Source organism: Streptomyces sp. NPDC088350, from assembly GCF_044753545.1.
Taxonomy (GTDB): Bacteria; Actinomycetota; Actinomycetes; order Streptomycetales; family Streptomycetaceae; genus Streptomyces.
Genome location: NZ_JBIVNL010000004.1, coordinates 263935 through 288303 on the forward strand (window position 1 = coordinate 263935; position 24369 = coordinate 288303).

Sequence of the window (24369 nt, forward strand, 5' to 3'; positions counted from 1 at the left end):
GAAGTCTGGGGAATGCTGGGGAATGCTGGGGAACGCGGACAGAATTCCGGGCAGCGGAAAGTCCGAGAAGGGAATTCGGGCAGGATGAGACCGGCGCTCGGGGCGCGTCAGCGGGTCAGCAACAAGAAGTGCGACAACTCATCTGCAGGCTCATGACCAGGATGTTCCCGGTCACGCGAGCCCCCTGTCAACATTCGGAGTTTCTGAATTAAATAGTCGCCGGTGAAGCGCTCAACGGATCCCGGTACAGCACATCCAGCAGCACCGAACCGCCCGCCACGGCCAGCACGGAATCCGGGAAACTCGTCGGCACGACAGCGGACGCACGCGTGCCACCGACCTCCTCGCGCAGCGCGCGCAGGCAGTCCTCGCGGTGGATGACCCCCAGCTCGGTGACGACCACGGTCTCCGGGTTGAGGATGTCGAGCAGCAGCCCGGCAGCCCGCCCGGCCATCCGCGCCCGCTGCGTCAACAGCCGTACGGCGACGGGGTTTCCGCGCTCGGCCGCGGCCACGACATGGGTCGGGTTCACTCCGTCGACGATCCCCGCCTCCCGGGCCCGTCGGCACAACGTCCGTTCGCTCAGCTCCACTTGGAGGCAGCCGACGCGCCCGCAGTCGCAGGGCTCCGTGCCGCCGCGCAGGGGCAGATGGGCGATCGCCCCGGCCTGCGAACGGGGACCGTGGTGCACCTCGTCGTTGGTGGCGAAGGCCGCGTCGACCACATTGCCGACGAAGAGATGCAGCACGCTACGGCTGCCGCGGGCCGCCCGCCCGAAGAGGCGCTCCGCGTTCACCAACGCCCGCGCGTGGCCGTCGACATGGACCGGCAGTCCGGTGCGGGCGCCGAGCAGTTCGCGGACCGGGACGTCCCGCCAGCCCAGCAACGGGTGCTCGACGATGGTCCCGGAGTCCCGGTCGACCCAGCCGCCGGCGGCGAAGCCGACACCCAGTGGGGTGGTCCCGGCCGCCTCCGCGAGCAACGCGTCCAGCCCTTCGGCGGCCCGCGCCAGCACCCGCGAGGGGTCGCTGGTGTCGTGCCCGAAGCGCCGCTCGGCGATCACCCGCCCCCGCAGATCGAGCAGGGCGACCGTCGTATAGGGCACGGCCACATGGACTCCGCCCACAAGGAACCGAGACGCGTCCAGGTCGACGGGCACATGGGGTCGACCCACACCCTTCGAGCGGAGTGGTGTGGCGGACTCCCGGATCAGGCCGAGTTCGGTGAAGCGGGCGCAGTAGTCGGTGACCGACGCCGGGGACAGTCCGGTCAGCCGGGAGATGGTGGAGCGGGCCACCGGTCCGTGCTCCAGCACCGAACGCAGGATGACGCTCGCGTTGGTGCGGCGCCGGTCGCTGTCGGCGGCGCGGGGCACGGGGGAATTGGGGGAGTCGGGGGAGCGGGACGGGAGAAGGGGTGCCGCGGTACGGGGCATGGGGATCTTCCTCGGGAACGGGTCCGACAGTGTGTCGTCTCGGATTCGAGGCGCACCGGATCCGCTCCGCCCGCCTCAGGGGCGGTAACAGGTCGCCGCGGCCTGGCGTCGCAGGTCGACATAGCGACGCGACGCGAAGTTCCGGGCCTGGGCAACCATGCGGTCGAAGCTAGCAAAACGGTCCACGGCTGCCCAGACGGTGACCGGTGTGCGAGACGGCACGGGTGTCGGTGTGCGAGACGGCACGAGGTCCGCGTGACCGGCATCACGCCCGGACGCGTGTAACGGGCATCCTTTGTGCGGAGCCCACCAACTCCCCGCCGAAGCCTTTGTCGAGCGCTGACGGTGATCGGCCCGAGGGCCCTGGGATAGCGTCACGATGTCCCCCTGTACCCCCGTCAACCTGCGGAGTCCCCCTTGAGTACCGCCGTCGCCACCGCCCGCCCCGGACAGGTCCTCGCCGATCTGCTGCCCGCCTCCCGCGTCCGGGACATCGCCCTCGTGCTCGGCGGCGCCGCGCTCACCGGCCTCGCCGCCCAGCTCTCCGTGCCCGTCCCGGGCTCCCCGGTACCGGTCACCGGCCAGACCTTCGCCGCGCTCCTCGTCGGCACGTCCCTCGGCGCGGGCCGCGGCTTCCTCTCGCTCGCGCTGTACGCGCTGCTCGGCCTCGCCGGTGTGCCGTGGTTCGCCGGCGGCACCCACGGGAGCGGCGCCTCCTTCGGCTACATCATCGGCATGCTGCTCGCCTCCGCCGCCGTCGGCGCCCTGGCCCGCCGCGGCGCCGACCGCTCGGTCCTGCGCATGGCCGGCACGATGCTGCTGGGCGAGGCGATCATCTACGCGATCGGCGTCCCGTACCTGGCCCTCAGCCTCGACCTGTCGACGAGCGCCGCGATCGCCGCCGGCCTCACCCCGTTCCTCCTCGGCGACGCCCTGAAGGCCGCCCTGGCGATGGGCGCGACGCCGACCGCCTGGAAGTTCGTCAACAAGCAGCGCTGACAAGGCAGTTCCCGCACAGGAGGCTCACCGGGTCGCACTGCGACCCGGCGGGCCTCTCGCACGTTTCCGCGCAGTACGGCCCCTCGGAGAGGGAGGGCTGGGTGCTCCCGCGCCCCGGCCCTCCCTCTCGGCTCACGCCCTGGCCCGACTCCGGCGGCTCGGCCCCGCAGGGCCGCTCCAGCCCTCCAGGTTCCGCCTCGCTAGCCCTCCAGAGTCCGCCCCGGCCGTCGCTGCGACCAGTACAGACCGGCCGCGCCCACCGCGATCAGCGCCGCACCGGCCGCGCCCAGGGGCAGCACGTCATCGCCGACGCCCGTCTTGGGCAGCGTGTCGCCGCCCGGTGCCACCGGCTTGTTGTCGGTACCGAGCAGCAACGGGGTGGCCGGGGCGTTCGGCGACGGGTTCGTCGTACCGAACGGGACCGGGCCCTGCTGCCAGAACGTCTTCTTGCCGTCGGCGGACATCACCGGCAGACAGATCTTCCCGGCCTTGCTCAGGTCGTACGTCGCGTCGACCGCGTACGACTTCGACTTGCCCGCGGTGAGAGTGCCGACCGAGCACTTGAATCCGCTGTTCGAACCGGGCGGCAGATCCTTTGCGGCGATCGCCGAACACCCCTGGACGCTATTGACCTTGAGGCCGTCGAAACCGACGACCAGGAGATTGAGATCGCCGCTCTCCTTGGTCCCGTCATTCTTCACCGTGGCCGTGAGCGCCGTCTTGTGCGAACTGTTGTCGACCGAGATCTTCTCCGGCAGGAGCGTGGTCAGTTTCACCCCCGCCGGGGCCGCGTCCACGGCCTTTCCCCCTTTGCTGCTCCCGGGCCCCTGGTCATCGGCCGAGGCGGCGAAGGAAAGGATCATCACCGCCGAGAAAGATGCCGTGAGCAGCGATCCTGTGATGGCCGTAGCGATGGTCGTCGCACGACGAGAACTCATGTTCGTCCCCCTTGCGTTCCCCTGTATCCCCCTGGGACTGCGCCTGAATTCGCAGTACTTGAAGAGGTACCACAAGATTTCTCCGCACTATGCTGGTACGGCATGAAGTGTGACCATTGTGTTTTGTATGGGAACAGTTAGGCGATCGTTGGGGGGTGCGACGGATTGCCGGAGAATATGGGGAATTCGGGGAACGCGGGGAATGCGGGGAGCGGTGGTACTCCGGGGCTGCTGGTGACCGGGCGTTATCGGCTGGTCGAAAGTATCGGCCAGGGGGGAATGGGGCGGGTGTGGCGAGCCGCCGACGACATGCTCGACCGGCAGGTCGCGGTCAAGGAGATGCGGATAGACGGCCTCGACCCGGAGGACACCCGCACCCGCCGCGAGCGCACCCTGCGCGAGGCCAGGGCGACGGCCCGGATCGACCATCCCAACGTCGTACGGGTCTACGACGTCGTCGACGAGGGCGAACGCCTGTGGATCGTCATGGAGTTGGTCGCCGGGCGCTCACTGGAACGCATCCTGTCGGAGGACGGCGCGCTAGGCCCGCGCGAGGCGGCCCGCATCGGACTCGGGCTGGTGGCGGCCCTGCGCCAGGTGCACGCGGGCGGCGTCCTGCACCGCGACATCAAACCCGGCAACGTACTCGTCGAGAGCCGCGGCCAACGCGTCGTGCTCACCGACTTCGGCATCGCCGCGATCCAGGACGCCAAGGCGCTCACCATGGTCGGCATGCTCGTCGGCTCGCCCGACTACATGGCGCCCGAGCGGATCTCCGGCCGCCCGCAGGGACCGCCCTCGGACATCTGGTCCCTGGGCGCGACCCTCTGCGCGGCGCTCGGCGGACGTTCCCCGTTCTCCCGCGACACCACGCTGGCGACACTGCACGCGGTGCTGTACGAGGAGCCCGAACTCCCTTCGGCGGCGGGGCCGTTGCGCGAGGTGCTGGCCGCGCTGCTGGAGAAGGAGCCTTCGGTTCGGCCGGGGTTGGAGGAGGTGGAGGAGGCGCTGACTCCGGTCGCGTTTCCGGCGGAGGTGGAGGAACTCGGTTCAGTGGAAGGGGGGTTGGCGGAGGAGGCGTTGCCCGAGGCGTATCGGGAGCCGTCGCCCGAGGTGTATCGGGAGTCGCCCACCCCGGCCTTTCTGGAGCCGTCCCTCGTCCAGGCGGCACGCGATCCCCGGATACGGGAACCCGATCCCGACCCCGACCCCGACCCCGACCCCGATCCCGTCTCCGTCGAGGACGCCATACCGACACAACGTCCCGCCGTAGAAGAACCTGCCTCCACCGCCGAAGCCGCCTCCGAGCTGAACTCCGAGGCCTCCTCGAACAACTCCCGGCGACCCGCTCCCCGCAGGGCCGGGGTATCCCTCGCCCGAGCCGATCAGGGTGAGCGTGCCGATCACGGTGAGGGAGCCGATCACGGTGAGCGCCCCGGGCCGGCCGAGGGAGCCGGGCAGGGCGAGGGGCCCCAACAGGCTGGACACGCCAGGCAGGCCGAGTACCTCCAGTACTCCGAGTACCCCCAGTACTCCGAGTACCTCGAGCGCTCCGAGCGCCCCGAGTACCCCGAGTACCCCGAGCGAGCTGAACCCGCCGAGCGCCCCGAGTACCCCGAGCGAGCTGAACCCGCCGAACAAGCCGAGCGCAGCGAACGGGCTCAACTCGCCCAACAAGCGCAGGCGTTGACCGAACCAAAACCCGTGCCCCTCCTGTCCCACCCGCCGGCCCCACGCCCGGCACCACCGCACCCCGGCCTCGGCTCTGGTCCCGGTCTCCGCTCTGGCCCCGGTCCCGGTAACGGCCTCGGCTCCGGCCCCAGTCCCGGCCTCGGCTCCGGCCCTGGCTCCGGTAACGGCCTCAGCAACGGCCCCGGCCCTGGCCCTGGTCCCGGCCTTTACTCCGTCCCCGGTCCCGTCCCCGGTCCCGTCCCCGGTCCCGTCCCCGGTCCCGTCCCCGGCCCCGGCCCCGGCCCCGGCCCCGGTAACGGCCCCGGCCCCGTCCCCAATGCCGCCCCCATCCCAGCCCGATCGCCCCGCCCGCACACTCCGCGCCCCGACCTGGGTCCCCACCCCGCCCGTCTACCCCACCTCGCGGCCCCGCCCCCCGGCGCCGAACTCCCGGTCCCCGCCCAGCCGTTCACCCCGCGCGGCACCAACGACCACGACCACCACCACCACCGTCGCCGCCGCCGTATCGGCCTGATCGCCGCCGCGGCCGTAGTGGTCGTAGGCGCGGTCATCGGGACGATCCTCGCGAACGGGAACGGCTCGTCCGACGGCACGGCCACGGGCTCGGCGTCGAAGGCGTCCACCAACGCGTCGGCGTCCAGCAGCGTGTCCGCGTCCACCAGCGCGTCGGTGTCGACCGGCGCATCGTCGGCCCCCACCGAACCGTCGAGCCCCGCCACCTCCCCGCCCCCCACGGTCGAGGGCACCTCCCGCCCCCGGAGCCTGCCTCCGGGTACCCACCAGGAGGCAGGCGGGTTCGCGTGGGCGACGCCCGGCGGCTGGCGGCGGGATCTGAAGACGGGGGCCGAGGTCCACTACACGTCCCCGGACGGCGCCCAGGAACTGGTCGGCAAGTCGTCCCTCGCCCGGGGCGATCTGATGCAGACCTGGGAGGCCTCGGAGCGGAACGCGCGGCAGGGGCAGGACTACCGGAAGATCCGCCTCGACAGGACGACGTTCCGCGGTTACCCGGCGGTGGTCTGGGAGTACACGTTCACGCTCAAGGGCGTCCCCTGGCACGCCCGGCTGCTCGGATTCGACGAGGACGGGAAGTCGTACCAGATCAACACCTGGTACCAGCCGGACGTGGAGACCCAGGCGCTGAAGACCTACGACAGGGTCAAGAACAGCTTCGTGGTCCTGTGAACACCCTTAGCCCACAGAGACCTTGTCGGTGTCGGTGTCGGTGTCGGTGTCCGTGTCCGCGGCGGTCGCGACCGGCTTTCCGCCCCGCACCCGTTCCTTGATCACGGCGACCGCCAACACGCCCGCCGCGACCGCCAGCGACAGCAGGACGGTCGTACGGCCGCTGCTCTCGCCCTCGGTGTCGGTGAGCATGTAGCCGAGGACGAACACGATCAGGGCGATCGTCGCCCAGGTCAGATACGGGAACAGCCACATCTTCACGACGAGCTTCTCGGGCGACTCGCGCTCGATGATCCGCCGCATGCGCAGCTGCGACGCGCAGATCACCAGCCACACGAACAGGGCAACCGCGCCAGAGGAGTTGACGAGGAAGAGGAAGACGGTGTCCGGGAAGGCGTAGTTGAAGAAGACCGCGACGAACCCGAAGACGACCGACGCGATGATCGCCGCCAGCGGCACACCGCGGGAGGTCGTCCGGGCGAACGCCGCCGGCGCGTCTCCGCGCTCGCCGAGCGAGAAGGCCATGCGGGAGGCCGTGTACAGGCCGGAGTTGAGGCAGGACAGTACCGAGGTCAGCACGATGAAGTTCATGATCTGGCCGGCGTGCGCGATACCGAGGGAGTCGAGGGCGGCGACGTAGGAGCCCTGCTCCTTGATCGACGGGTCGTTCCAGGGGAGCAGGCAGACGACGACGAGGATCGAGCCGAGGTAGAAGACGCCGATGCGCCAGATGATGCTGTTGGTGGACTTGGTGACCGCGCGCTGCGGGTCCTCCGACTCGCCGGCGGCCAGCGTGGCGATCTCGCTGCCCATGAAGGAGAACACGACCAGCAGGACGCCGGTCAGGATCGCGCCGGGGCCGTTCGGCAGGAAGCCGCCGTGGTCGGTGAGGTTGCCGAGACCTGCCTTGTCGGTGTGGGCGCCGGGCAGTACGCCGAAGACCGCGAGCGCGCCGACGACGATGAACGCGCCGATCGCCACGACCTTGATCCCGGCGAACCAGAACTCGAACTCGCCGTAGGAGCCGACCGATACGAGGTTCGTGGCGGTCAGCACCACCATCACGATGAGGGCCCAGCCCCACTGCGGTACGGCGGGGATCCACCCTTCGAGGATCTTCGCGCCGGCGGTCGCCTCGACGGCGAGCACGACGACCCAGAAGAACCAGTACAGCCAGCCGATCGAGAAACCGGCCCAGCGGCCGAGCGCGCGGTCGGCGTGCGCGGAGAACGAGCCGGAGGTGGGGTTCGCGGCCGACATCTCGCCGAGCATGCGCATCACCAGCACCACGAGTGTGCCGACGAGCGCGTAGGAGAGAAGGATGCCGGGTCCCGCGGTCGCGATGCCGGAGCTGGAGCCGACGAACAGGCCGGCGCCGATGACACCGCCGATCGCGATCATCGAGAGATGTCGGTTCTTGAGTCCTGCCTGGAGGCCGGAACCATCAGTCGTGGGGGCAGTCATGGGGGGAGTTCCTTTACGCCGGTTGGGCTGCCGGTTGGGGTGCCCGTACGAGCGGTGTACGGGTCGGTCCAGTGAATCGGAGGTAAAGGAATTCCTGAACCTCTGAATCCAGATCGTTACTTGAGGTTTCCTTGAGGTTCGGAGGTGTCGCCCGCATTTAACGAGGTCGGGCCCCGAAGCTGCCTCCCGGAAACAGCCATGTCACACTCGACGCATGCGCGTGTATCTCGGCTCCGACCATGCGGGCTTCGAACTCAAGAACCACCTCGTCGAGTGGCTCAAGGAGGCGGGCCATGAGCCCGTCGACTGCGGGCCCCACATCTTCGACGCCCAGGACGACTACCCGCCCTTCTGCCTCCGCGCCTCCGAGCGCACGGCCGCCGACCCCGAGGCCCTCGGCATCGTCATCGGCGGCTCCGGCAACGGCGAGCAGATCGCGGCGAACAAGGTCAAGGGCGTACGGGCGGCCCTCGCCTGGAGCGAGGAGACCGCGTCGCTCGGCCGGCAGCACAACAACGCCAACGTCGTCGCGGTCGGCGCGCGGATGCACACGCAGGAGGAGGCGACGAAGTTCGTCGAGACGTTCCTGGCGACGCCGTTCTCCGAGGACCCGCGGCACATCCGTCGCATCGACATGCTGACGGAGTACGAGACGACGGGCGAGCTGCCGGAGATCCCGGCGCACCACCCGCAGCGGTAGGAAGTCTTTCAAGGCCCACCCGTCGAGGGACCTCGACGGGTGGGTAGGTGGGAAAGGAAGTTCGCCAGGTGCCAGAGGGGCACACGATCCACCGACTCGCACTGGACTACGGCAGTCACTTCGCCAACCGAGCCACTCAAGTCACGAGTCCCCAGGGCAAGTTCACCGACTCCGCCGCGCTGCTCGACCGCACGGAACTCACCCGCACGGAAGCCCACGGCAAGCATCTCTTCCTGGGTTTCCGTGACGCCGACTGGATCCACATCCACCTCGGCCTCTTCGGCAAGGTGAACTTCGGCGGAGCCCCGGCGCCCCCGCCCACGGACACCGTCCGCCTGCGCCTCGCGAACGACACGTCGTACGTCGATCTCCGCGGCCCCACGACCTGCGCCCTGATCACGGACACCGAGAAGCAGGCGATACACGACCGCCTCGGCCCCGACCCGCTGCGCTCCCCGAAGGACACGGACCCGAACGCGGCGTACCGCCGTATCTCCCGCAGCCGTACGACGATCGCCGCACTCCTCATGGACCAGAAGGTCATCGCCGGCGTCGGCAACGTCTACCGCGCCGAGGTCCTCTTCCGGCACGGCATCGACCCGTACCGCGCGGGCAAGGACATCACCCTCGCCGAGTGGGACGCGATCTGGGCCGACCTCGTCGACCTGATGCGCGAGGGCGTCCGCAACAACCGCATCGACACCGTCCGCCCCGAACACACCCCCGAGGCGATGGGCCGCCCGCCCCGCGTGGACGACCACGGCGGCGAGGTCTACGTCTACCGCCGGGCCAACCGGCCCTGCCACATCTGTGGCGGCGAGATCCGCACCGCCGACCTCGCCGCCCGCAACCTGTTCTGGTGCCCCAACTGCCAGAAGCCGTAAAGCCGTTGCGGCAGTCCTGAAGGAGTTCTAGAAGCCGTGCGGCAGCCACGGCGCGACCGCCGACCCGAACGCCGGCGAGGCCTCCGCCAGCGCCCCGGCCCGCAGCTCCCGCACCCGACCGGCACCCGCGAGCGACGCGAGGGACACCCCGCCGAGATACGCGGCCCCCAACTCCCGTACGGACAGCGCGAGATCGGCCGGTTCCTCGGTCCGCTTGCAGGACGCGCCCTTCGCGTCACCGGTGAGCCGCCAACGCCCCGCGTTCCAGGGGCAGAAGGCGTCCTCGACCTCGAACACGACGTCCACGGGCGTCTGGTAGGTCCGCGCCTCCAGCGCCGCACCCAGGTCCACCAGCCGTACGTGCAGCGAGTCGGTCTGCCGGACGGAGCACCGGCGGACGTCGGAGACGAGGTGCTGCCACGCGTCGTCGACGGGCCGGCTGTGCAGCGCCACCTTCGCCGTCAGGTCGATGTCGCAGAGGTACCGCCACAGCGCCGCGTACGACGCCGGGTCCAGCGCCTCCAGATCACGCAGCCGTACGGTCCCCTTGGGGCCCTGGTCGTCCCACTCGGGCTTGACGAAGTACCGCGTGTAGCCGACGACTTCACCCTCCCGCTCCGCGACCACGCACTGCAGCGGCGACGAGCCCTTGCGCTCGCTCTCCGGGGCCAGCAGCGGCAGATCCTCCCACCCGGGCCGCCGCGCCAGCATGCCGGGGCGCCCGGCCACCTGACGCGCGTACACCGCCTCGCACTGGTCGCGCACGGCGCCGGGTTCGGCGAAGCGCAGCCGTACGTCGTCCGTGCCCGGCGGCACCGAGAGCCGTACCCGGGCGGTGTCGATCTCGGCCATCGTCTTCATCGTCGCGATGCCGTACCCGAACCGGCCGTAGATCACCGGCTCGGAGGCCGTCAGCACGGCGAGCGGCTCGCCCCAGGACCGTACGTCGTCCAACTGCCGCCGCATCATCGACGTGAGGATGCCCCGCCGCCGGTGGGTGGCGGCCACGCTGACCATCGTGACGCCCGCGGCCGGCACGGAGGCGCCGCCGGGCACGGTGAGCCGGAAGCTGAACGCGCCCGCCGTCCCCACGCACGCGTCCCCGTCCCAGACGCCGAGGGAGCGGTCGAACTCGGTGAGCCGGGACCACAGCTCACGCTCCTCGGGCGGCTCGTGGAGTCCGCCGAAGGCCGTGACCAGGTTGTCGTACCAGGTGTTCCACTCGTCCTGGCGCAGTACCCGCAGCTCGGTCCGCTCCGCACGCGTGTTGCTCGCATCTGTCCCCATGGACCATGCCTATCAGCGCATTGCGGGACGAGCCAGGGAATTTCCGCTCGGCGCCCGCACGGCGGCCTCCGGTGAAGTTCACTGTGAAGTTGAACCTCGCAGGGGGGACAAGTGGGACCTCCCGTGCCAAGCGGCTGGTCGGATGGATAGGGTCCCGAACTAATGGCAGCAGGACGAGAGCGGCGCGCGGAGGCCGACACGTTCACGGCCCGGTTGAAGAAGCTGGTTCACCGGGTCCGCACCGGCCTGCGCAGAAGTGCCGTCGACTACTTCCGCGGGGACGGCTCGGACTGGGTCGCGCTGGCCGGGCTGTTGATCACGATCCCGGTGATCGTGGCGATGACCCTGGCCAACGCGGTGTGGTTCTCACCGGCCGCGCTGGTCCTGCCGATCGTCGCGGGCGGCCTGCTGCTGCGGCCCGCGAGCCTGCTCGGCCTGTACGCGGCGGCGGCCACCGGACTGATCGTCGAGTCGGTGAAGCTCGGCCCGTACACCGAGGGCCCGGCGCGGGTGACCCCGGGCGTGGTGCTCGTGGTGGCCGCGTGCGGGTTCTTCGGGCTGCTGATCGCCCAGTTCCGCAGCCGGGTGGGCGTGCCCTGGCGGCGCGGCGGCACCATGCTGTTCGACCTGCGCGAACGCATCCGGGTGCAGAGCAAGCTCCCGCAGCTGCCGCAGGGCTGGCACCGGGAGATGGCGCTGCGGCCGGCGGGCGGCCAGTCCTTCTCCGGCGACTTCGTCGTCGCGGCGCGGACGAACGGTGGTCGGACCATGGAGGTGGTCCTCACGGACGTCTCCGGCAAGGGCATGGACGCGGGCTCCCGCGCCCTGCTCCTCTCCGGCGCCTTCGGCGGCCTGCTGGGCTCCCTGCCCCCGCACGCCTTCCTCCCCGCCGCCAACGGCTATCTGCTCCGCCAGGACTGGGACGAGGGCTTCGCGACCTCCATCCACCTCGTCCTGGACCTCGACTCCGGCGACTACGAACTCTTCTCCGCGGGACACCCGCCGGGCCTCCAGCTCAGCGCGGGCAGCGGACGCTGGGAGGAGAAGGCGGCGGAAGGACCACTGCTGGGTGTGTACGACGGCGCCCAGTTCGACCCCGTGAAGGGATCGCTACGGCCCGGAGACGTGTTGATGCTGTTCACAGACGGCCTGGTGGAGACCTCCGACCGGGACATCGTCGAGGGCATCGACCGCCTCACGGGTGAGGCCGACCGCTATGTCGCCGGCGGCTTCCACGGCGCCGCCTGGCACCTCATCGAGGCCGTCGCCAAGGACGTCAACGACGACCGGGCCCTGCTGCTGGTCTGCCGGGAAGGCCCCACGGCGGCGGCACAGGCGTCGACGCGATGACCGCGCCCCTCACGCTCGCCGAGGTCGAGGCCCTGGCCCGCGCCGCCCACGAGGGCCAGACCGACAAGGCGGGGCGGCCCTACGCCGAGCACCTCCAGGCCGTAGCGGAGGGCGTACGTGCGCGGGGCGGGGACGCCGAGCAGCTCGCGGCGGCCTGGCTGCACGACTCCGTGGAGGACGACGCACTCACCGAGCAGTGGCTGAGCGAGGCCGCGCTGAGCCGTCGTACGAAGGACATCGTGCTCGCGGTCACCAAGCGGGCCGGGGAACCCGCGGAGGCGTACGCCGGGCGCGTTCTCGCGACCCCCGGCGCGCTCCTCGTGAAGGAGGCGGACCTGGCGCACAACGCGGACCCGGCGCGCCTCGCGGTCCTCGACGCACCGACCCGCACCCGACTGACCGAGAAGTACGCACGGATGCGCGCACTTCTCGGCCTCACGGTCGGCCCTGACTAGGCGCTGACCTTCTCCCGTACGACGTGTTGCTCGAACCGCTCGCGGTCGCGGGCCAGTTCGGCCGCGTCACGCCTGAACGCCCACTCCATGCGCGGCTCGATCACGAAGCGGAACACCCGTCGTACGGGCGGGGTGCACAGCAGGGTGACGGCGGTGGCCGCGAGGCCGGTCACGAGGAGCACGCCGTACGGCCGGTGCAGCCAGGCGTGGTGGAACAGACCCGCGTAACCGGCGCCCTTGACCAGGAAACCGTGCAGCAGATAGCCGTACAGGGTGCCCGCGCCGAGCGCCGTGAACCAGGTCCTCCGGCTCGGCACCCAGGAGTAGAAGCCGGCGGTCAGCAGCAGCGAGCAGGCGAACATCAGGAGCGTCATCACCGGCCCGGCCCACCAGGGAGCGCCGAACTCCTGGGCGGAGTCGTGGTGGTAGACCCAGCTCGCGTTCATCCGCGGCACCGCCCACCAGCCGAACACCACGGCGCCCGCGAACACCGGTACCGCCAGCACCCGCGCCGCACGGCGGCGCACCAGCCGGAAGTGCTCGGGCCTCAGGACCAGACCGAGCACGAAGTACGGCAGGAACTGCGCCAGCCGCTGCAGATCGAAGTCGTCGGTCATGTCCGGGGTGCAGGACGCGAGCATGGCGAGACCGAGGGCGATCGGCAGCGGATACCGGACCAGTTTCCAGATCGGGGTGGTCAGCCGCCAGATGAACAACGCGCAGAGGAACCAGGTCAGATACAGCGGGTCGAGAAGGGTGATCCGCTGGTGCGGGTCGTCGTTGCCGTACCGGCTGAAGAGCGAGTAGGCGATCTCGAAGACGATGTACGGCATCGCGACACCGGTGAGCAGTCGCTTCAGCCGGTCGGGGCGGAGGTCGAAACTCCGGGAGAAATAGCCGGAGATGATGATGAAGGCCGGCATGTGGAAGCTGTACACGACCAGGTACAGGCCCTGCAGCACTCGGCTGTCGCCCTTGAGGGGCTCCCAGGAGTGGCCGATGGCGACCAGCAGGATCGCCAGGTACTTCGCGTTGTCGAAGAACGCGTCGCGCTGTCTGGGGTGTTCGTTCTTTTCGTTCGGTTCGTTCTGTTTGCTCTGTTCGTTCTGGCCCGGGGGCGTGGCAGCGTGGAACATTTGAGGCACCCTAGCGTTGCCTGTGGGAATCGGTGAAACCATCGAGCGCGCGTCCGAAATCTGCGCCTGATGTCACGATTCATCCAGATCAAAAGGTGCGAAAGGCCATGCCGGGAACGCGCGTTCGTGTGCTCGTGCCAACAATTCGAACTGGTTGCGAACGCATCTCTTTCGAACCTTTGGGACCAACGATGCGTCACCCGCCGCATAGGTGGGCCGGGTTGGTGGCACGATGGTTCTGGCGGGGGTGCGCGCGGTGGCGCCTCCGGGCCGGGAGAGCGGACCGACCGAGGGTGTGATCAGTTGTGGCCATTTCACTGTCTGTGGTGCTGCTGTTGGCGATCATCCTGGTGGTGTTGATCCGAGGGGGATCGATCAAGGCGGGCCCAGCCATAGTCGCCATCCTCTTCGGCTTCTTCCTCGCCTCGACCGGCATGGCACCGTCCATCAACCGGTTCCTGAACTCGATAGCCGAGACGATCAACTCGATCAGCTTCTGATGGCGGGACGCTTCACCAAGGAGTCGGCGGGCGCGCTGTTCGCCGCGTTCGCGGCGTTCCTGCTCACCCGCGACGCCACGTTCGGCTACTTCCGGCACGCGCTGCCCGACTGGGCGTACCGGGCCACGGCCCTCACCGGCCTCGCGGTGGCGGCCGTCACCTACGGACTCGCCACGCTCTGGCTCCGCCGGCTGCCCTGAAACGAGTCAGGACCAAGTCCGAGGAATCATCCTCCGACCTGGCCCTGAGTCGTACGGAGCGGGCGACGGGAATCGAACCCGCGTAGCTAGTTTGGAAGATCGCGTATGCAGACCGGGGCTGACCTGCCGAGACGCTGACCTGCCGGTTCTCGGGTCGCTCGCCGGCGTTCCCCGCTACTCCCCGCCGTTCGCCGCTCGATCGGGCACGCAGAGGACACGGCGCCGGGTTCACTCGGGGACACACATCATGCGGTGAGCCGGCGCGACGGGTTCGCTCGGTAGCGGATCGATTCCACGGACCCGTACGGCCACGATATCCGTGGCGACGGGGGATCGGTCCGGAACCCTCGTCAAACGCCACCTGAAGGCCGCTGGGGCGTCTTTTGCGGGCAACTCCACCATGGCGAGGCTGACCCATCGATCGTAGTTGGTCGGGTACACGCGAACCAAAGCGCCGCATTCCTGGCAACGTGGCGGCTCGATCAATGTCACGTCGTCCGGGTCGGGGTTCGGTCTGGGCGGGGCTGTGGCGCCATCGGCTTCGGCCATCTCGTTGGCGTAGGTGTTCCAGCACCCCTCGCAGTAGCTCGCCATGAGACCGAACCGGCCGCGCTCACGCACGGTGGGGCTGATCTCCCCGCAGCGATGGCATGCAAGCTGGTCACGATCCCGAATCGCCCCCATGTGTTCGAGTGTGAGCGAATCTGACCGAATCTCAGTAGGGCGCGATTTGGCCTCATTTGACGATCAGGCGCAAAGATGTCCATCTGGGCGGTGTGATGGGTTCCATCTCAGCCGGGCACGCTGAGGCGTCATGCCGCACAAAGAGGTGGGCTCGCCGGTCTCCGAGTCAGTACGATCCGCCTGGCCATGAGTCGTTTTAGCGGCCCAAGACGTCGCACTCGGGTTCGCCCCGATGCGGAAACCCCGGTTCGAATCCGGGCTGTGGCCACCCTCGGCATCTCCACCCATTTCCCGAGGTCGCGACATCACCTCAACCCACCACTCGCCCCGCTTCCATCCCGTCCGCCGTCGACCCACACACCGTGGAGCGGGCGTGGTTCATGGCGTCCAGGTGGAGCGCGCCACTGTACGAACGACCTGGACGCCATGGGCCGCGTCTGCTCGGCTCTGCCTGGGTCGATGGTGGACGGGATGGAAGCACCCCACGCACACCCCTACGGGCCCGCAGCCGCGTACGGCGCCCCCTCCATCCCGGTGCCGGCTGATCCCCCGCCGGAGGCATGTTCTGGCCGTGGCTACTGCGTGTCCAGGTCTCTACTCGGGGCCGTAACTTGCTGCGGCCCCAGGGCTTGGCCCCGGCGCCGTAGGCGCAGAGGGGCCGGAGCCCAGGGGCCAGCCCGCGCTTGCGCGGGCACTTGATGAGGTAGAGAAACCTGTAACAACAGCGCTAGATCACCGCGCTCCGCTCGGCCAAGCCGCGAAGGGATTCAGGAACACGCGGCTCCGAGAGTTGGATTAGGTCGCGGATCACCTCACGGGCCAAGTGGTGATCGTGGATCTGTTCGGGTGCCAGAACCTCGGACTCCAAGAGTGCGGCTGTTGCCTCGCCAACGTGTCGCCGCTGCGCGTGCGCTCGCGCCACGTCAAGCAGTAAACGTGACTGCCGCTCGGGTGAAAGGGCGGATGCGTCGATCCGTTGGGCCACCTCAAGGGCAAGTCCAGCGTCCCCCAACTCGACGGCTGTACTCACCGCGTGGATCTCAACGTTCGTCGGTCCGAACTCCGTGTCGAAGTCGTTGCGGTCCTCACCCAACCGCGCCGCGATCCCGCGCGCCCGGTCAATGTGCTCGTGAGTCCGTCGCCGGTTACCCTCCCGCGCATTGATCACAGCGAGAACCAGGTTCATGGCGCCCAAGAGCGACAACTCTTCCGGCGGGCATGCAGGGGCGTCCGCTCTAGGCGCCATGACGACCACGGCGGACTTCGCTGCCTGCTCGGCCTGTTCCATGTGCTGCTGCCGCATGAAGGCATGCGCCATGCGAAACAGGCTCGCCACAACCTCTAGCGGCTGGCCTGCGAGTTCGGCTGCCTGGAGCGCCCGGTCCGCCGCAACCCATGCCGCGTCGGCCTGGTCTTGCCGGGTAAAACTCGCGGCTGCCACCTGGTACGCCTTGGCACGCAAAGCATGAAGTTCCGAGCGATCGCCGGCGGGGGCATGGCGTACGGCCGCCTCGATGCTCGGAAGCAGCCGCACCAGGTGATCGCTCAATGCCGCGTAACTCGATGCGTGGGCGAGTGCCCAAGCCTCGTCCACACGCTGACGGAAGTCGGCAAGCGAGGGGATAGGTTCAGCCGGCAACTGTTCAAAGAGGCTGCCCAGAGCTGGGTGTCCTGTGAGGGCCACGCGCAGCCCTTCCAGGTCGTTACTCTCGTGAGCCTCTTCCGGCTCGGTTTCCTCCGCTGGCGCTGCATCAGGCCGGATCTCGCGTACGGATACGCTCAGCGCATCGGCAAGACTCTGAAGGATCGACAGCCGCTCAACGGGCTGCACGCCTCTTTCGACCTGTGAAACCCAGCTCTCCGAGCGCTTCATCGCGGTAGCAAGGTCACTCTGTGACATGCCTGCCGCGCGACGCAGCTCCTTGACTCGCTGGCCAAGCGTCTTGGTGTCCGAGCCTGTCACGCCTCGGCTCCGGTGGGGTACTTGCCTGCGTACGGCTGGAGTCGATCAACCTCGGTCTTCTCAACGTACTTGGTGCGCTCAGTGAGGAAGTGGCGCGTGTGGGGCTGGCGCTCGTGCTCCTCGAACGCGTCGTGATCGGCGTATAGCTCAAAGAAGATCCGCTCATTCGGTGCGCCCTCCACCTCGTGGCATGCGTAGACCAGAGTGCCCGGCTCGTGAGCCCGGATTCCGGCGGTGGTCTCCCGCATCAGCGCGTCAAATGCCTCGCCCGCACCCTCGCGAAGAGTGAAGCGAACAAAAAGCCCAAAGTTATCCATTTCTCCTCCTTCTCGTCGCATCCAGTCTCGCAGAGTCAGACTTCTACTGCTAGTCGCAGATTTTCTGTTGACTCGCAGTTTTTCTGCGAGTAGCTTCGATGGTGTCGGACAACAAGGCGCCCCGAGCTACGTGCATCCGCCAAGATCACAACGCAGCCCGGGGCTCATCCCACAAGGGGAGACTCCATAATGCCGTCGTTCAAGATTGACGTTTCGACCGCCATGGTGTTCGTGGCGACTGCGCCCGAACCGAAGGTGAAGAACTTCGCGACCGGTGAGCGGGCCGTGAACCAGGAAGGTCGGCCGATGTCGACCGTGGGGCTGCTGGTCTCGGACGAGGGGGAGGGCAACCTCCTGAAGGTCTCGATCCCCGAGAACGGCTACCCGGAGGGTCTCGCGCCGGGCATGCCGGTTCAGGTCATCGGCCTGAAGGCGCGTGACTGGGACAACGTGATCAAGGGCGAGAAGCGCTCGGGCATCGCGTTCAGTGCGGTCGCGCTCACCCCGCTGGGGGCCTGATCATGACCGACGCGACGATGTGGCTGGAGACCACGGGCGCCATAGCGGCTGCCGGTGGTGTCGGCTACGCGAAGTACCGCGCTCCTCGCGCGTACTGGTCGCTGGTCGGATTGCCCGCGACGTGGGGCCGGTTCACGGTGACGTACCGCTCGACGATGGACGTGTGTGGGTTGACGGTCCAGCCGTCCGGCCTGCGGGCGTTCATGGCACGCAGCGTCGCCCGCCGTCAGGTCCAGCCGGTTCCGCCGAAGATCCGCCGGGTCCGGGGCACTATGACCGGACTGCGGGTGACCCTGCGTCTGCCCGCGGGCCTGGAACCTGCCGACGTGATCGCCTCCACGGAGCGGCTGCGGCATGCCTGGGGTGTGCACGCGGTGCGGGTGGCGGTGACGAAGCCGGGGTTCGTGGAACTGCGCATGACCGGGTACGACGTGTTGCGGCGGGTGCGTATGCCGCGCAAGGCCCAGCCCCGGGACATGGTCGTGCCCGTGGCGCTGCGCGACGACGGGACCGTGTTCGAGCGGGACTACCGCAAGGTACCCATGGCGCTCACGCTGGGCGCCAACAGTTCGGGCAAGTCGACGTATCAGCGCAACCTGATCAAGGGGCTGGCTCAACTCCCGGTGGCGCTGGTGGGGATGGACTGCAAGCGCGGGGTGGAACAGTCCTCGTACGCGCCGCGTCTGTCGGCCCTGGCGACCACCCCGGACGATGCCGCCTCGCTGGCAGATGTGCTGGTCACGGAGATGGAAGACCGCTTCGACCTGCTGGGCCTGTACGGCGCTGCGGACATCTGGGAACTGCCCGAGGACCTACGCCCGGCTCCGATCGTGGTCCTGGTCGACGAGATCGCCGAACTCTTCCTGATCTCCCGCAAGGAGGACGAGGACCGCCGCACACGGATCGTCACGGCGTTGATCCGGCTGGCACAGATGGCCCGTTCGGCCGGCATCTACCTGGAGATCTGCGGTCAGCGCTTCGGTTCCGACCTCGGCAAGGGCGCCACCATGCTCCGCGCCCAACTCACCGGGCGGGTCGTACACCGGGTCAACGACAAGGAAACGGCCGAGATGGGGCTGAAGGATGTTGCCCCGGTGGCGGTCCCGATCGCCTGCATGATCCCTGCGAGCCGTGCCGGTACGGCCGTGGCCACGGACGCCGATGGCGGCTGGTCCCTGATCCGCACACCCGAGATCTCCCGCGATGAAGTCGCCACGGTCTGCCGGGACTTCGAGCACCTGGTGCCTGACCTGCCGTTCCTTCGGCCCTTCGCCCCCGCCGCGTCCTCGCCGCTCGCCGGCACCCCGCTGCTGACCAAGCCCTGACACCCCCGGCTCCATCGGTCGGCGCGACCGCCTCGCGCCAGGTCCCTACCCGATCCATGCCGAAATCCGGAAGGAGCGCAGCTCATGGCCACTGCCGACACCGCCGCCCGCGAGACCGGAGCGAAGGACTGCCCGGTCTGCCACGGCACCGGAGAGGTCTCCCGCACCGTCCAGGTCGGCCGCAAACGCCGCGCGGTCGGCAAGCAAACCGGCTTCTGCCTCAACTGCCTGGGCAGTGGCGAAGCCCCCGCCGAATGACCTGCCGGGGTCGGGCGGCCGGAGACCGCTTTCCCCGCCCGCTCCTGGCCCAACTCTCCTGAAGGGAGGTGCCGTTCATGGCCCGCTCGGTCCGTCTGGACGCAGTCCTGATCCAAGCCGTCATCGCCGGCGCCCTCTCGTTCGCCCACCTGCACGACCTCGCCGAAGCGGCCCACCAATCCGGCTGGAAGGCCTGGGCCTACCCGGTCTCGGTCGACCTGCTGATGGTCGCCGCCTGGCGCCGCCTGCGCACCGCCCGCCGCGACCGCGCCGCGTGGACGTGGTTCGTGATCGCCCTGTCCGCCTCGCTCGGCGCGAACGTCGCCACCGCCGGACTCCTCGACCTCGACCATGTCCCGGCCTGGCTGCGCATCCTCGTCGCCGGCTGGCCCGCCCTCGCCTTCCTCGGCGGAACCCTCCTGGTCCACTCACCCACCGCCGCGCCCGCTTCCCCACAGCCTGTGGACGACGTGGCCGCGCCGGAAGTCGAGATGCACCGCACCGACGAGCCCGCCCCGGCGGTCGACCCGGTACCGGAACTGCCCGCCGCACCCGAACCGCCCGCTGTTCCTGCGCCCGTGGTGCCGGCCGCGCTGCTCGACCACGCCCGGAAGATCGCAGAAGCCCACCGCGCCGCGACCGGATCGGCCATGCCCGCTGACGCACTGTTCGTCCGGCTCCAACTGCCCGCACCGATGACCGCCGCGATCGCCGCACAACTCCAACTCACCTGACAGGAAAGGAAGTTCATCATGCGTCCGTCCATCGAGTCCGCCCTCAAACAGGCGGCGGAACTGACCCGGAACAACCGCCTCGTCGACGCCGTGGCCACCGCTGAGGCCGCGATCAGCCAGGCCACCGCCGACGAACACCCCGAGATCCAGCAGTGGCTTACCGACCACGCCAGCGACTTCACCGGACAGGGGAACTGACCCGTGACCGCGTACCGCCGCTTCCGTCACGTGATCCGTGTCGGACCCGTTCAGGTCGCCACCTACACCGACGACCGGGGCCGCGAGAAGCACGCCATCGCCTGCACCGCGCCGGACTGCGGCTTCTCCAGCGACTACCGCGACCGTGCCGCCGCCGAACTCACCGCCCAAACCCACCGCTGCAACGCCTGAAGGGAGATCACGTCATGGCTGTTCCGCTCTGGTTCGCCCTGCTCATCGTCGGCTACCTCGGCATCAAGCTCATCCGCCCGCCCGTGTGGCTGGTGATCGTGCTCCTGCTCGGCGGCTACCTCCTCGCCGGCAGCGTCCTCGCTCCCGCCCTCGCCACGGTCCTGAAGTAACCCAACTCGAAGGGAGATCAACCGTGTTCACCCCGAAGTACCCGCCGCAGGACACCGCCCCCGACCCGACCACGGTCCCGCACGTGCTGGCCGCTGGCGCCCCGGTGCCCGCTCCGCAGGCTCCGGCCCCGGTCGCCCCGGTCTCGAATCGTCCGACCGTGCAGCTCACCCCGGGCAGTGCGCTCGCCCTCGCGGCCGGCGGCGGTGCCGTGGTCCTCGTCGTCGGCGCGGTCCTGGTCTCGCTGCTCCTCGCGGTCGCCATTACGGGCATGTCCGTCGCCGTGGTCGCGGTCGTCCTGCGCTCGCTGCTGAAGGACCTCAACAACCAGCGTTAACCGGCCCCCGGAGCGGCCTCGGTCTGCCAACTTCCGCCGCTCCGGGCGCCTCACCCATTCCTGATCCAACGGACCCGAAAGGGACGCCCTCATCATGCCCCAGCACGCCCCGAACACGCCCGTCTGCCGAGACTGCGACGGCTTCGCCGCCGCCGCCATCACCACCGGTGCCCGCGACGGTGACGGCTCCCGCGTCACCCTCCGCGTCACCTGCAAGGCCTGCAAGGGCACCGGTCACACCGCCCCCGCCGCCCTCGTCCGCGCCGGGAGGTGACCGCGATGTTCCGCAAGCTCCCCGCCGACCTCACCCCGACCGAGGACAGCCCCGGTCTGCGCGTCAAGACTGGTACCCGCTACAGCAGCTCGCAGGGCGACTACATGTGCGGCGGCTGCGGTGCCGAGGACCACGCCAACGGCGACACCGACGTCACGGCCCTGGTCGAGGACTACAGCGCCAACCACGGCCCCGCCCACCGCAACGGGGGCCGGCGATGAACGCGCCCCGGGTCCTGGACCTGTTCTCCTGCGCCGGCGGTGCCGCCATGGGCATCACCTGGACCGACGTCCACGAGGAGCTGACCGAGGCCATCCCGCCCGCCTACACGCGGTGGCTCGGTACCGCGTTCCTGACCGTGGGTCAGGAGGTGTTCGCGTGACCGACACCGCCACCCTGGCGGGACTCGACCCGGCCACCCTCAACGACGTGCTGAGGGTGGCTGGCTCGGCCCACTTCGACCGCTGGCAGGACCAGATCCGCCGCACGGGCGGCTGCTCCGACCCGATCCGCCTCGCCGGCGCCACCAAGACCATCGACCCGACCACGAAAACCGTGCTCTACGCGTACACGACCGAGCACGAGCCCGGCGGCATGCTCCGGATCGCGTGCGGCAACCGTCGTGCCTCGCGCTGTCCGGCCTGCGCCTGGACGTACGCCGGCGACACCTACCACCTCATCCGCGCCGGACTCGTCGGAGACCCTGCCAAGGGCACCCCGCACACGATCCGCGACCACCCCCGGGTCTTCGCCACCCTCACCGCGCCCTCGTTCGGCCCTGTCCACAACCGCCCCGGCAACCGGCCCTGCCGCTGCGGTCGGCAGCACGCGGAGGACGCGCCCGAACTCGGCACCCCGCTCGACCCCGCCTCGTACGACTACGCGGGCGCGGTGCTGTGGAACAACCACGCCTCCGACCTGTGGCGCTACTTCACGATCTACCTACGCCGCGAGATCGCCAAGCGCGCCGGTCTCACCCAGAAAGACGCACACGCTCAGTGCCGCGTGGCCTTCGGCAAGGTCGCCGAATACCAAAAGCGCGGAGCCGTCCACTTCCACGCCGTGATCCGCTTCGACGGACCGGACGGACCCGACAGCCCCCCGCCGCCCTGGGCCACCCTCGACCTGCTCGACGGCGCGATCCGGGCCGCTGCCGCCCGCGTCGCGGTCGACGTCGACCCCGCCGGGGATCAACCGGCGCGCACCCTCGTCTGGGGTACGCAGCTCGACGTCCAGCCGATCGGCGCCTTCGGCCACGGTGAAGAGATCACCGAAGCCGCAGTTGCCTCCTACGTCGCCAAGTACGCCACCAAGGCAGCGGAGACCACGGGCACAGTCGACCGCCGGATCGGCAACAAGGAAGCCCTCGTACTGCTCGACGTGCCCGACCACCCGAGCCGGCTGATCGAAGCCTGCCTCGACCTCCACGCGCTCTACCCGGACCGCAAGCTCCGCGACTGGGCCCACATGCTCGGCTTCCGGGGCCACTTCTCCACCAAGTCCCGCCGCTACTCCACCACCCTGGGCGCCCTGCGACAGGTCCGAGCCGACTACCGAGCGGCCCAACACCGCGAAGCCCTCGGCCTGCCCGACCCCGACGACATCCCGGAGGCAACCACGCTCACCCTCGCCCACTGGACCTACGCCGGCCACGGCCACACCCCCGGCGAATCCTGGCTCGCCGCCAACATCCGGCGAGAGATCCAACTCAACCGCGAGACCGCACGCGAGGAACTGAACGCTGACGCAGGGGAGGGTGAACATGGCTGATCGCCTGTTGAACGTGGCTGAGGTCGCCGTGCGTCTCGGCACCTGGGAAGACAGTGGGGAGCGGTTCCCGCGTCGTCTGATCGAAGAGCGCCGGATCGCCTACGTCAAAGTTGGGCGGTATGTCCGTATCGCTGAGAGCGTCATTGACGCGTACATAGCGGCGAACACGGTGCAGCCGCGTCGGCGGGGTTCTGTCCTCCGGGCGGTGGCTGCCTGATGGCTGGCAAACGACGACAGTTCGGCCGCGTCCGCAAGCTCCCGTCCGGCCGCTACCAGGCCCGCTACGTCGGCCCTGATGGGCTGCTTCGGCCCGCTCCGGACACCTTCGCCACCAAGCGGGACGCTGACGACTGGTTGGCCGACAAGCAGACCGAGATGCGGCGCGGCGACTGGCACGACCCGGACGCCGGGAAGGTGCCGTTCGGCGAGTACGCCGCTGCCTGGATCCGGGAACGGGAGCTGACCACCACCACTCGTCAGCTCTACGGCTCGCTCCTGCGTCACCATCTCGCGCCCACCTTCGGGACGGTCAACGTCGCCGAGATCTCGCCCCCGCTCGTGCGTCGGTGGCGCGCTGACAAGCTCGCCGGCGGCACGGGTCCGACCACCGTGGCGAAGGCGTACGCCCTGATGCGCGCCATCCTCGGTACAGCCGTGGCTGACCTGCTGATCCGCCGCAACCCGTGCACGATCAAAGGGGCCAGTACCGTGCACACACCGGAGCGACCGACCGCGACCGTGCAAGAGGTCTACGGCCTGGCCGACGCGATCCAACCCCGCTACCGCGCGCTCGTGCTGATGGCCGGCTTCCTGGGGCTGCGCTGGGGTGAGTTGGTCGGGCTGCACCGCCGGGATGTCGACCTCGACCACGGGGCCGTTCGCGTCCGCCGGGCCGTCGCCGAACTGAACAACGGGCAGCGGGAGATCAAGGCGCCCAAGAGTGCGGCGGGCAAGCGCACCGTGGCCATTCCTGCCGCGATCGTCCCTGAGATCCGCGTGCACCTGGACCTGTACGCCGAACGCGGTGCTGACGGTCGGGTGTTCGTCGGAGCGAAGGGGGCGACTCCGCGCCGCAACCACTTCAACCGGCTGTGGCACAAGGCGTGTTCGGACGCGGGGATCAAGGGCCTGCACTTCCACGATCTTCGGCACACGGGCAACACCCTCGCCGCGTCGACCGGGGCCAGCACTCGTGAGTTGATGGCGCGCATGGGCCACAGCACCGCCCGCGCCGCTCTGATCTACCAGCACGCGAGTGTCGAGCGTGACCGGTTGATCGCCGATGCCGTGAGCGGGCTCGTCGACAAGGGGCGGAAGAAGGCTCGAAAGGCCAAGAAGAAGCAAGATCGAAAGCCTAAGGGGCACGAGGGGGACACGGCGGGCTGATCGGAGCCCCCGGAAACGA

30 protein-coding genes and 1 tRNA gene are annotated in these 24369 nt (G+C 69.4%); 23 read left to right on the plus strand and 8 right to left on the minus strand.

Features of this window, described 5'->3' with window-relative positions; translation table 11 throughout:
- Positions 1 to 208 precede the first annotated feature (208 nt).
- Positions 209 to 1435 (minus strand): ROK family protein, encoded by a 1227-nt coding sequence (locus tag ACIQBL_RS15040; RefSeq protein WP_401941267.1) that lies wholly within the window; start codon positions 1433 to 1435, stop codon positions 209 to 211.
- Between the two features lie 417 nt (positions 1436 to 1852).
- On the opposite strand from ACIQBL_RS15040, the gene ACIQBL_RS15045 reads away from it, so the two are divergent.
- Positions 1853 to 2434 carry a biotin transporter BioY gene (locus tag ACIQBL_RS15045; RefSeq protein ID WP_043669859.1) on the plus strand — a complete coding sequence of 194 codons (582 nt, stop codon included), beginning with the start codon at positions 1853 to 1855 and terminating at the stop codon, positions 2432 to 2434.
- 200 nt (positions 2435 to 2634) lie between these two features.
- Here the strand turns inward: ACIQBL_RS15045 and ACIQBL_RS15050 are convergent, their stop codons facing one another.
- Positions 2635 to 3372: an LPXTG cell wall anchor domain-containing protein gene (locus tag ACIQBL_RS15050; RefSeq protein WP_401941270.1), complete on the minus strand. Its 738-nt coding sequence runs from the start codon at positions 3370 to 3372 to the stop codon at positions 2635 to 2637.
- A 234-nt stretch (positions 3373 to 3606) separates the two neighbouring features.
- Here ACIQBL_RS15050 and ACIQBL_RS15055 point away from each other — a divergent pair, with 234 nt between their 5' ends.
- Positions 3607 to 6249, plus strand: coding sequence for a protein kinase (locus ACIQBL_RS15055; RefSeq protein WP_401941272.1), 2643 nt, complete (start codon positions 3607 to 3609; stop codon positions 6247 to 6249).
- Positions 6250 to 6255: 6 nt separating this feature from the next.
- Here the strand turns inward: ACIQBL_RS15055 and ACIQBL_RS15060 are convergent, their stop codons facing one another.
- The gene (locus ACIQBL_RS15060; RefSeq protein WP_401941275.1) at positions 6256 to 7713 is read right to left on the minus strand and encodes an amino acid permease; all 1458 of its coding nucleotides are present in this window, start codon (positions 7711 to 7713) and stop codon (positions 6256 to 6258) included.
- Between the two features lie 214 nt (positions 7714 to 7927).
- Here ACIQBL_RS15060 and ACIQBL_RS15065 point away from each other — a divergent pair, with 214 nt between their 5' ends.
- On the plus strand, positions 7928 to 8413 hold the full coding sequence (locus ACIQBL_RS15065; protein WP_401941278.1) for a ribose-5-phosphate isomerase: 486 nt from the start codon (positions 7928 to 7930) through the stop codon (positions 8411 to 8413).
- Between the two features lie 68 nt (positions 8414 to 8481).
- On the plus strand, positions 8482 to 9297 hold the full coding sequence (locus ACIQBL_RS15070; protein ID WP_401941281.1) for an Fpg/Nei family DNA glycosylase: 816 nt from the start codon (positions 8482 to 8484) through the stop codon (positions 9295 to 9297).
- A 27-nt stretch (positions 9298 to 9324) separates the two neighbouring features.
- Here ACIQBL_RS15070 and ACIQBL_RS15075 read toward each other — a convergent pair whose 3' ends face one another.
- Complete coding sequence (locus ACIQBL_RS15075) at positions 9325 to 10584, minus strand: GNAT family N-acetyltransferase (protein ID WP_401941283.1); 1260 nt, start codon at positions 10582 to 10584, stop codon at positions 9325 to 9327.
- Positions 10585 to 10746: 162 nt separating this feature from the next.
- On the opposite strand from ACIQBL_RS15075, the gene ACIQBL_RS15080 reads away from it, so the two are divergent.
- Together ACIQBL_RS15080 and ACIQBL_RS15085 are read left to right on the plus strand one after the other, a co-directional pair.
- On the plus strand, positions 10747 to 11934 hold the full coding sequence (locus tag ACIQBL_RS15080; protein WP_401941286.1) for a PP2C family protein-serine/threonine phosphatase: 1188 nt from the start codon (positions 10747 to 10749) through the stop codon (positions 11932 to 11934).
- Complete coding sequence (locus tag ACIQBL_RS15085; protein WP_401941289.1) at positions 11931 to 12389, plus strand: HD domain-containing protein; 459 nt, start codon at positions 11931 to 11933, stop codon at positions 12387 to 12389. Before ACIQBL_RS15080 ends, ACIQBL_RS15085 begins: the two co-directional genes overlap by 4 nt.
- On the opposite strand, the gene ACIQBL_RS15090 is transcribed toward ACIQBL_RS15085, so the two are convergent.
- Positions 12386 to 13525: an acyltransferase family protein gene (locus ACIQBL_RS15090; protein WP_401941292.1), complete on the minus strand. Its 1140-nt coding sequence runs from the start codon at positions 13523 to 13525 to the stop codon at positions 12386 to 12388. The genes ACIQBL_RS15085 and ACIQBL_RS15090 overlap by 4 nt on opposite strands.
- A gap of 305 nt (positions 13526 to 13830) precedes the next feature.
- Here ACIQBL_RS15090 and ACIQBL_RS15095 point away from each other — a divergent pair, with 305 nt between their 5' ends.
- The gene (locus tag ACIQBL_RS15095; RefSeq protein WP_026178055.1) at positions 13831 to 14025 is read left to right on the plus strand and encodes a hypothetical protein; all 195 of its coding nucleotides are present in this window, start codon (positions 13831 to 13833) and stop codon (positions 14023 to 14025) included.
- Positions 14025 to 14225, plus strand: coding sequence for a hypothetical protein (locus ACIQBL_RS15100; protein WP_401941294.1), 201 nt, complete (start codon positions 14025 to 14027; stop codon positions 14223 to 14225). Before ACIQBL_RS15095 ends, ACIQBL_RS15100 begins: the two co-directional genes overlap by 1 nt.
- Positions 14226 to 14453: 228 nt before the next feature.
- Here ACIQBL_RS15100 and ACIQBL_RS15105 read toward each other — a convergent pair whose 3' ends face one another.
- The gene (locus ACIQBL_RS15105) at positions 14454 to 14909 is read right to left on the minus strand and encodes a DUF6083 domain-containing protein (RefSeq protein ID WP_401941295.1); all 456 of its coding nucleotides are present in this window, start codon (positions 14907 to 14909) and stop codon (positions 14454 to 14456) included.
- A 182-nt stretch (positions 14910 to 15091) separates the two neighbouring features.
- Between ACIQBL_RS15105 and ACIQBL_RS15110 the strand changes: the two genes are divergently transcribed.
- A tRNA-OTHER gene (locus ACIQBL_RS15110) sits at positions 15092 to 15177 on the plus strand.
- 459 nt (positions 15178 to 15636) lie between these two features.
- On the opposite strand, the gene ACIQBL_RS15115 is transcribed toward ACIQBL_RS15110, so the two are convergent.
- Together ACIQBL_RS15115 and ACIQBL_RS15120 are read right to left on the minus strand one after the other, a co-directional pair.
- Positions 15637 to 16872, minus strand: coding sequence for a helix-turn-helix domain-containing protein (locus ACIQBL_RS15115; protein WP_401941297.1), 1236 nt, complete (start codon positions 16870 to 16872; stop codon positions 15637 to 15639).
- Entirely contained in the window at positions 16869 to 17189 is a 321-nt protein-coding gene (locus tag ACIQBL_RS15120; protein ID WP_401941299.1) for a putative quinol monooxygenase, read from the minus strand. The genes ACIQBL_RS15115 and ACIQBL_RS15120 overlap by 4 nt, the downstream gene beginning before the upstream one ends.
- A 189-nt stretch (positions 17190 to 17378) precedes the next feature.
- Between ACIQBL_RS15120 and ACIQBL_RS15125 the strand changes: the two genes are divergently transcribed.
- The 14 genes from ACIQBL_RS15125 (at position 17379) to ACIQBL_RS15190 (ending at position 24350) form a co-directional block, all read left to right on the plus strand.
- On the plus strand, positions 17379 to 17708 hold the full coding sequence (locus ACIQBL_RS15125) for a hypothetical protein (protein ID WP_401941302.1): 330 nt from the start codon (positions 17379 to 17381) through the stop codon (positions 17706 to 17708).
- Between the two features lie 2 nt (positions 17709 to 17710).
- Positions 17711 to 19033 carry an FtsK/SpoIIIE domain-containing protein gene (locus ACIQBL_RS15130; RefSeq protein WP_401941304.1) on the plus strand — a complete coding sequence of 441 codons (1323 nt, stop codon included), beginning with the start codon at positions 17711 to 17713 and terminating at the stop codon, positions 19031 to 19033.
- Positions 19034 to 19117: 84 nt separating this feature from the next.
- On the plus strand, positions 19118 to 19291 hold the full coding sequence (locus ACIQBL_RS15135; RefSeq protein WP_401941306.1) for a hypothetical protein: 174 nt from the start codon (positions 19118 to 19120) through the stop codon (positions 19289 to 19291).
- A 77-nt stretch (positions 19292 to 19368) separates the two neighbouring features.
- Entirely contained in the window at positions 19369 to 20025 is a 657-nt protein-coding gene (locus ACIQBL_RS15140; protein WP_401941308.1) for a DUF2637 domain-containing protein, read from the plus strand.
- 18 nt (positions 20026 to 20043) lie between these two features.
- Positions 20044 to 20223, plus strand: a complete 180-nt coding sequence (locus ACIQBL_RS15145; RefSeq protein WP_401941311.1) for a hypothetical protein — start codon at positions 20044 to 20046, stop codon at positions 20221 to 20223.
- A 3-nt stretch (positions 20224 to 20226) separates the two neighbouring features.
- Entirely contained in the window at positions 20227 to 20415 is a 189-nt protein-coding gene (locus tag ACIQBL_RS15150) for a mobile element transfer protein (protein ID WP_401941314.1), read from the plus strand.
- Positions 20416 to 20429: 14 nt separating this feature from the next.
- Complete coding sequence (locus ACIQBL_RS15155; protein ID WP_401941316.1) at positions 20430 to 20585, plus strand: hypothetical protein; 156 nt, start codon at positions 20430 to 20432, stop codon at positions 20583 to 20585.
- 23 nt (positions 20586 to 20608) lie between these two features.
- Positions 20609 to 20920, plus strand: coding sequence for a SpdD protein (locus ACIQBL_RS15160; RefSeq protein WP_401941318.1), 312 nt, complete (start codon positions 20609 to 20611; stop codon positions 20918 to 20920).
- Between the two features lie 94 nt (positions 20921 to 21014).
- Positions 21015 to 21194: a hypothetical protein gene (locus ACIQBL_RS15165; protein WP_401941320.1), complete on the plus strand. Its 180-nt coding sequence runs from the start codon at positions 21015 to 21017 to the stop codon at positions 21192 to 21194.
- Positions 21195 to 21199: 5 nt separating this feature from the next.
- Entirely contained in the window at positions 21200 to 21415 is a 216-nt protein-coding gene (locus tag ACIQBL_RS15170) for a hypothetical protein (protein ID WP_401941323.1), read from the plus strand.
- Positions 21412 to 21576 carry a hypothetical protein gene (locus ACIQBL_RS15175; protein ID WP_401941325.1) on the plus strand — a complete coding sequence of 55 codons (165 nt, stop codon included), beginning with the start codon at positions 21412 to 21414 and terminating at the stop codon, positions 21574 to 21576. The genes ACIQBL_RS15170 and ACIQBL_RS15175 overlap by 4 nt, the downstream gene beginning before the upstream one ends.
- Positions 21573 to 22964: a replication initiator protein RepSA gene (repSA, locus tag ACIQBL_RS15180; RefSeq protein ID WP_401941326.1), complete on the plus strand. Its 1392-nt coding sequence runs from the start codon at positions 21573 to 21575 to the stop codon at positions 22962 to 22964. Before ACIQBL_RS15175 ends, repSA begins: the two co-directional genes overlap by 4 nt.
- Complete coding sequence (locus ACIQBL_RS15185; RefSeq protein ID WP_401941328.1) at positions 22957 to 23181, plus strand: excisionase family DNA-binding protein; 225 nt, start codon at positions 22957 to 22959, stop codon at positions 23179 to 23181. Before repSA ends, ACIQBL_RS15185 begins: the two co-directional genes overlap by 8 nt.
- Entirely contained in the window at positions 23181 to 24350 is a 1170-nt protein-coding gene (locus tag ACIQBL_RS15190; protein WP_401941329.1) for a tyrosine-type recombinase/integrase, read from the plus strand. The genes ACIQBL_RS15185 and ACIQBL_RS15190 overlap by 1 nt, the downstream gene beginning before the upstream one ends.
- The last annotated feature ends 19 nt before the right edge of the window (positions 24351 to 24369 follow it).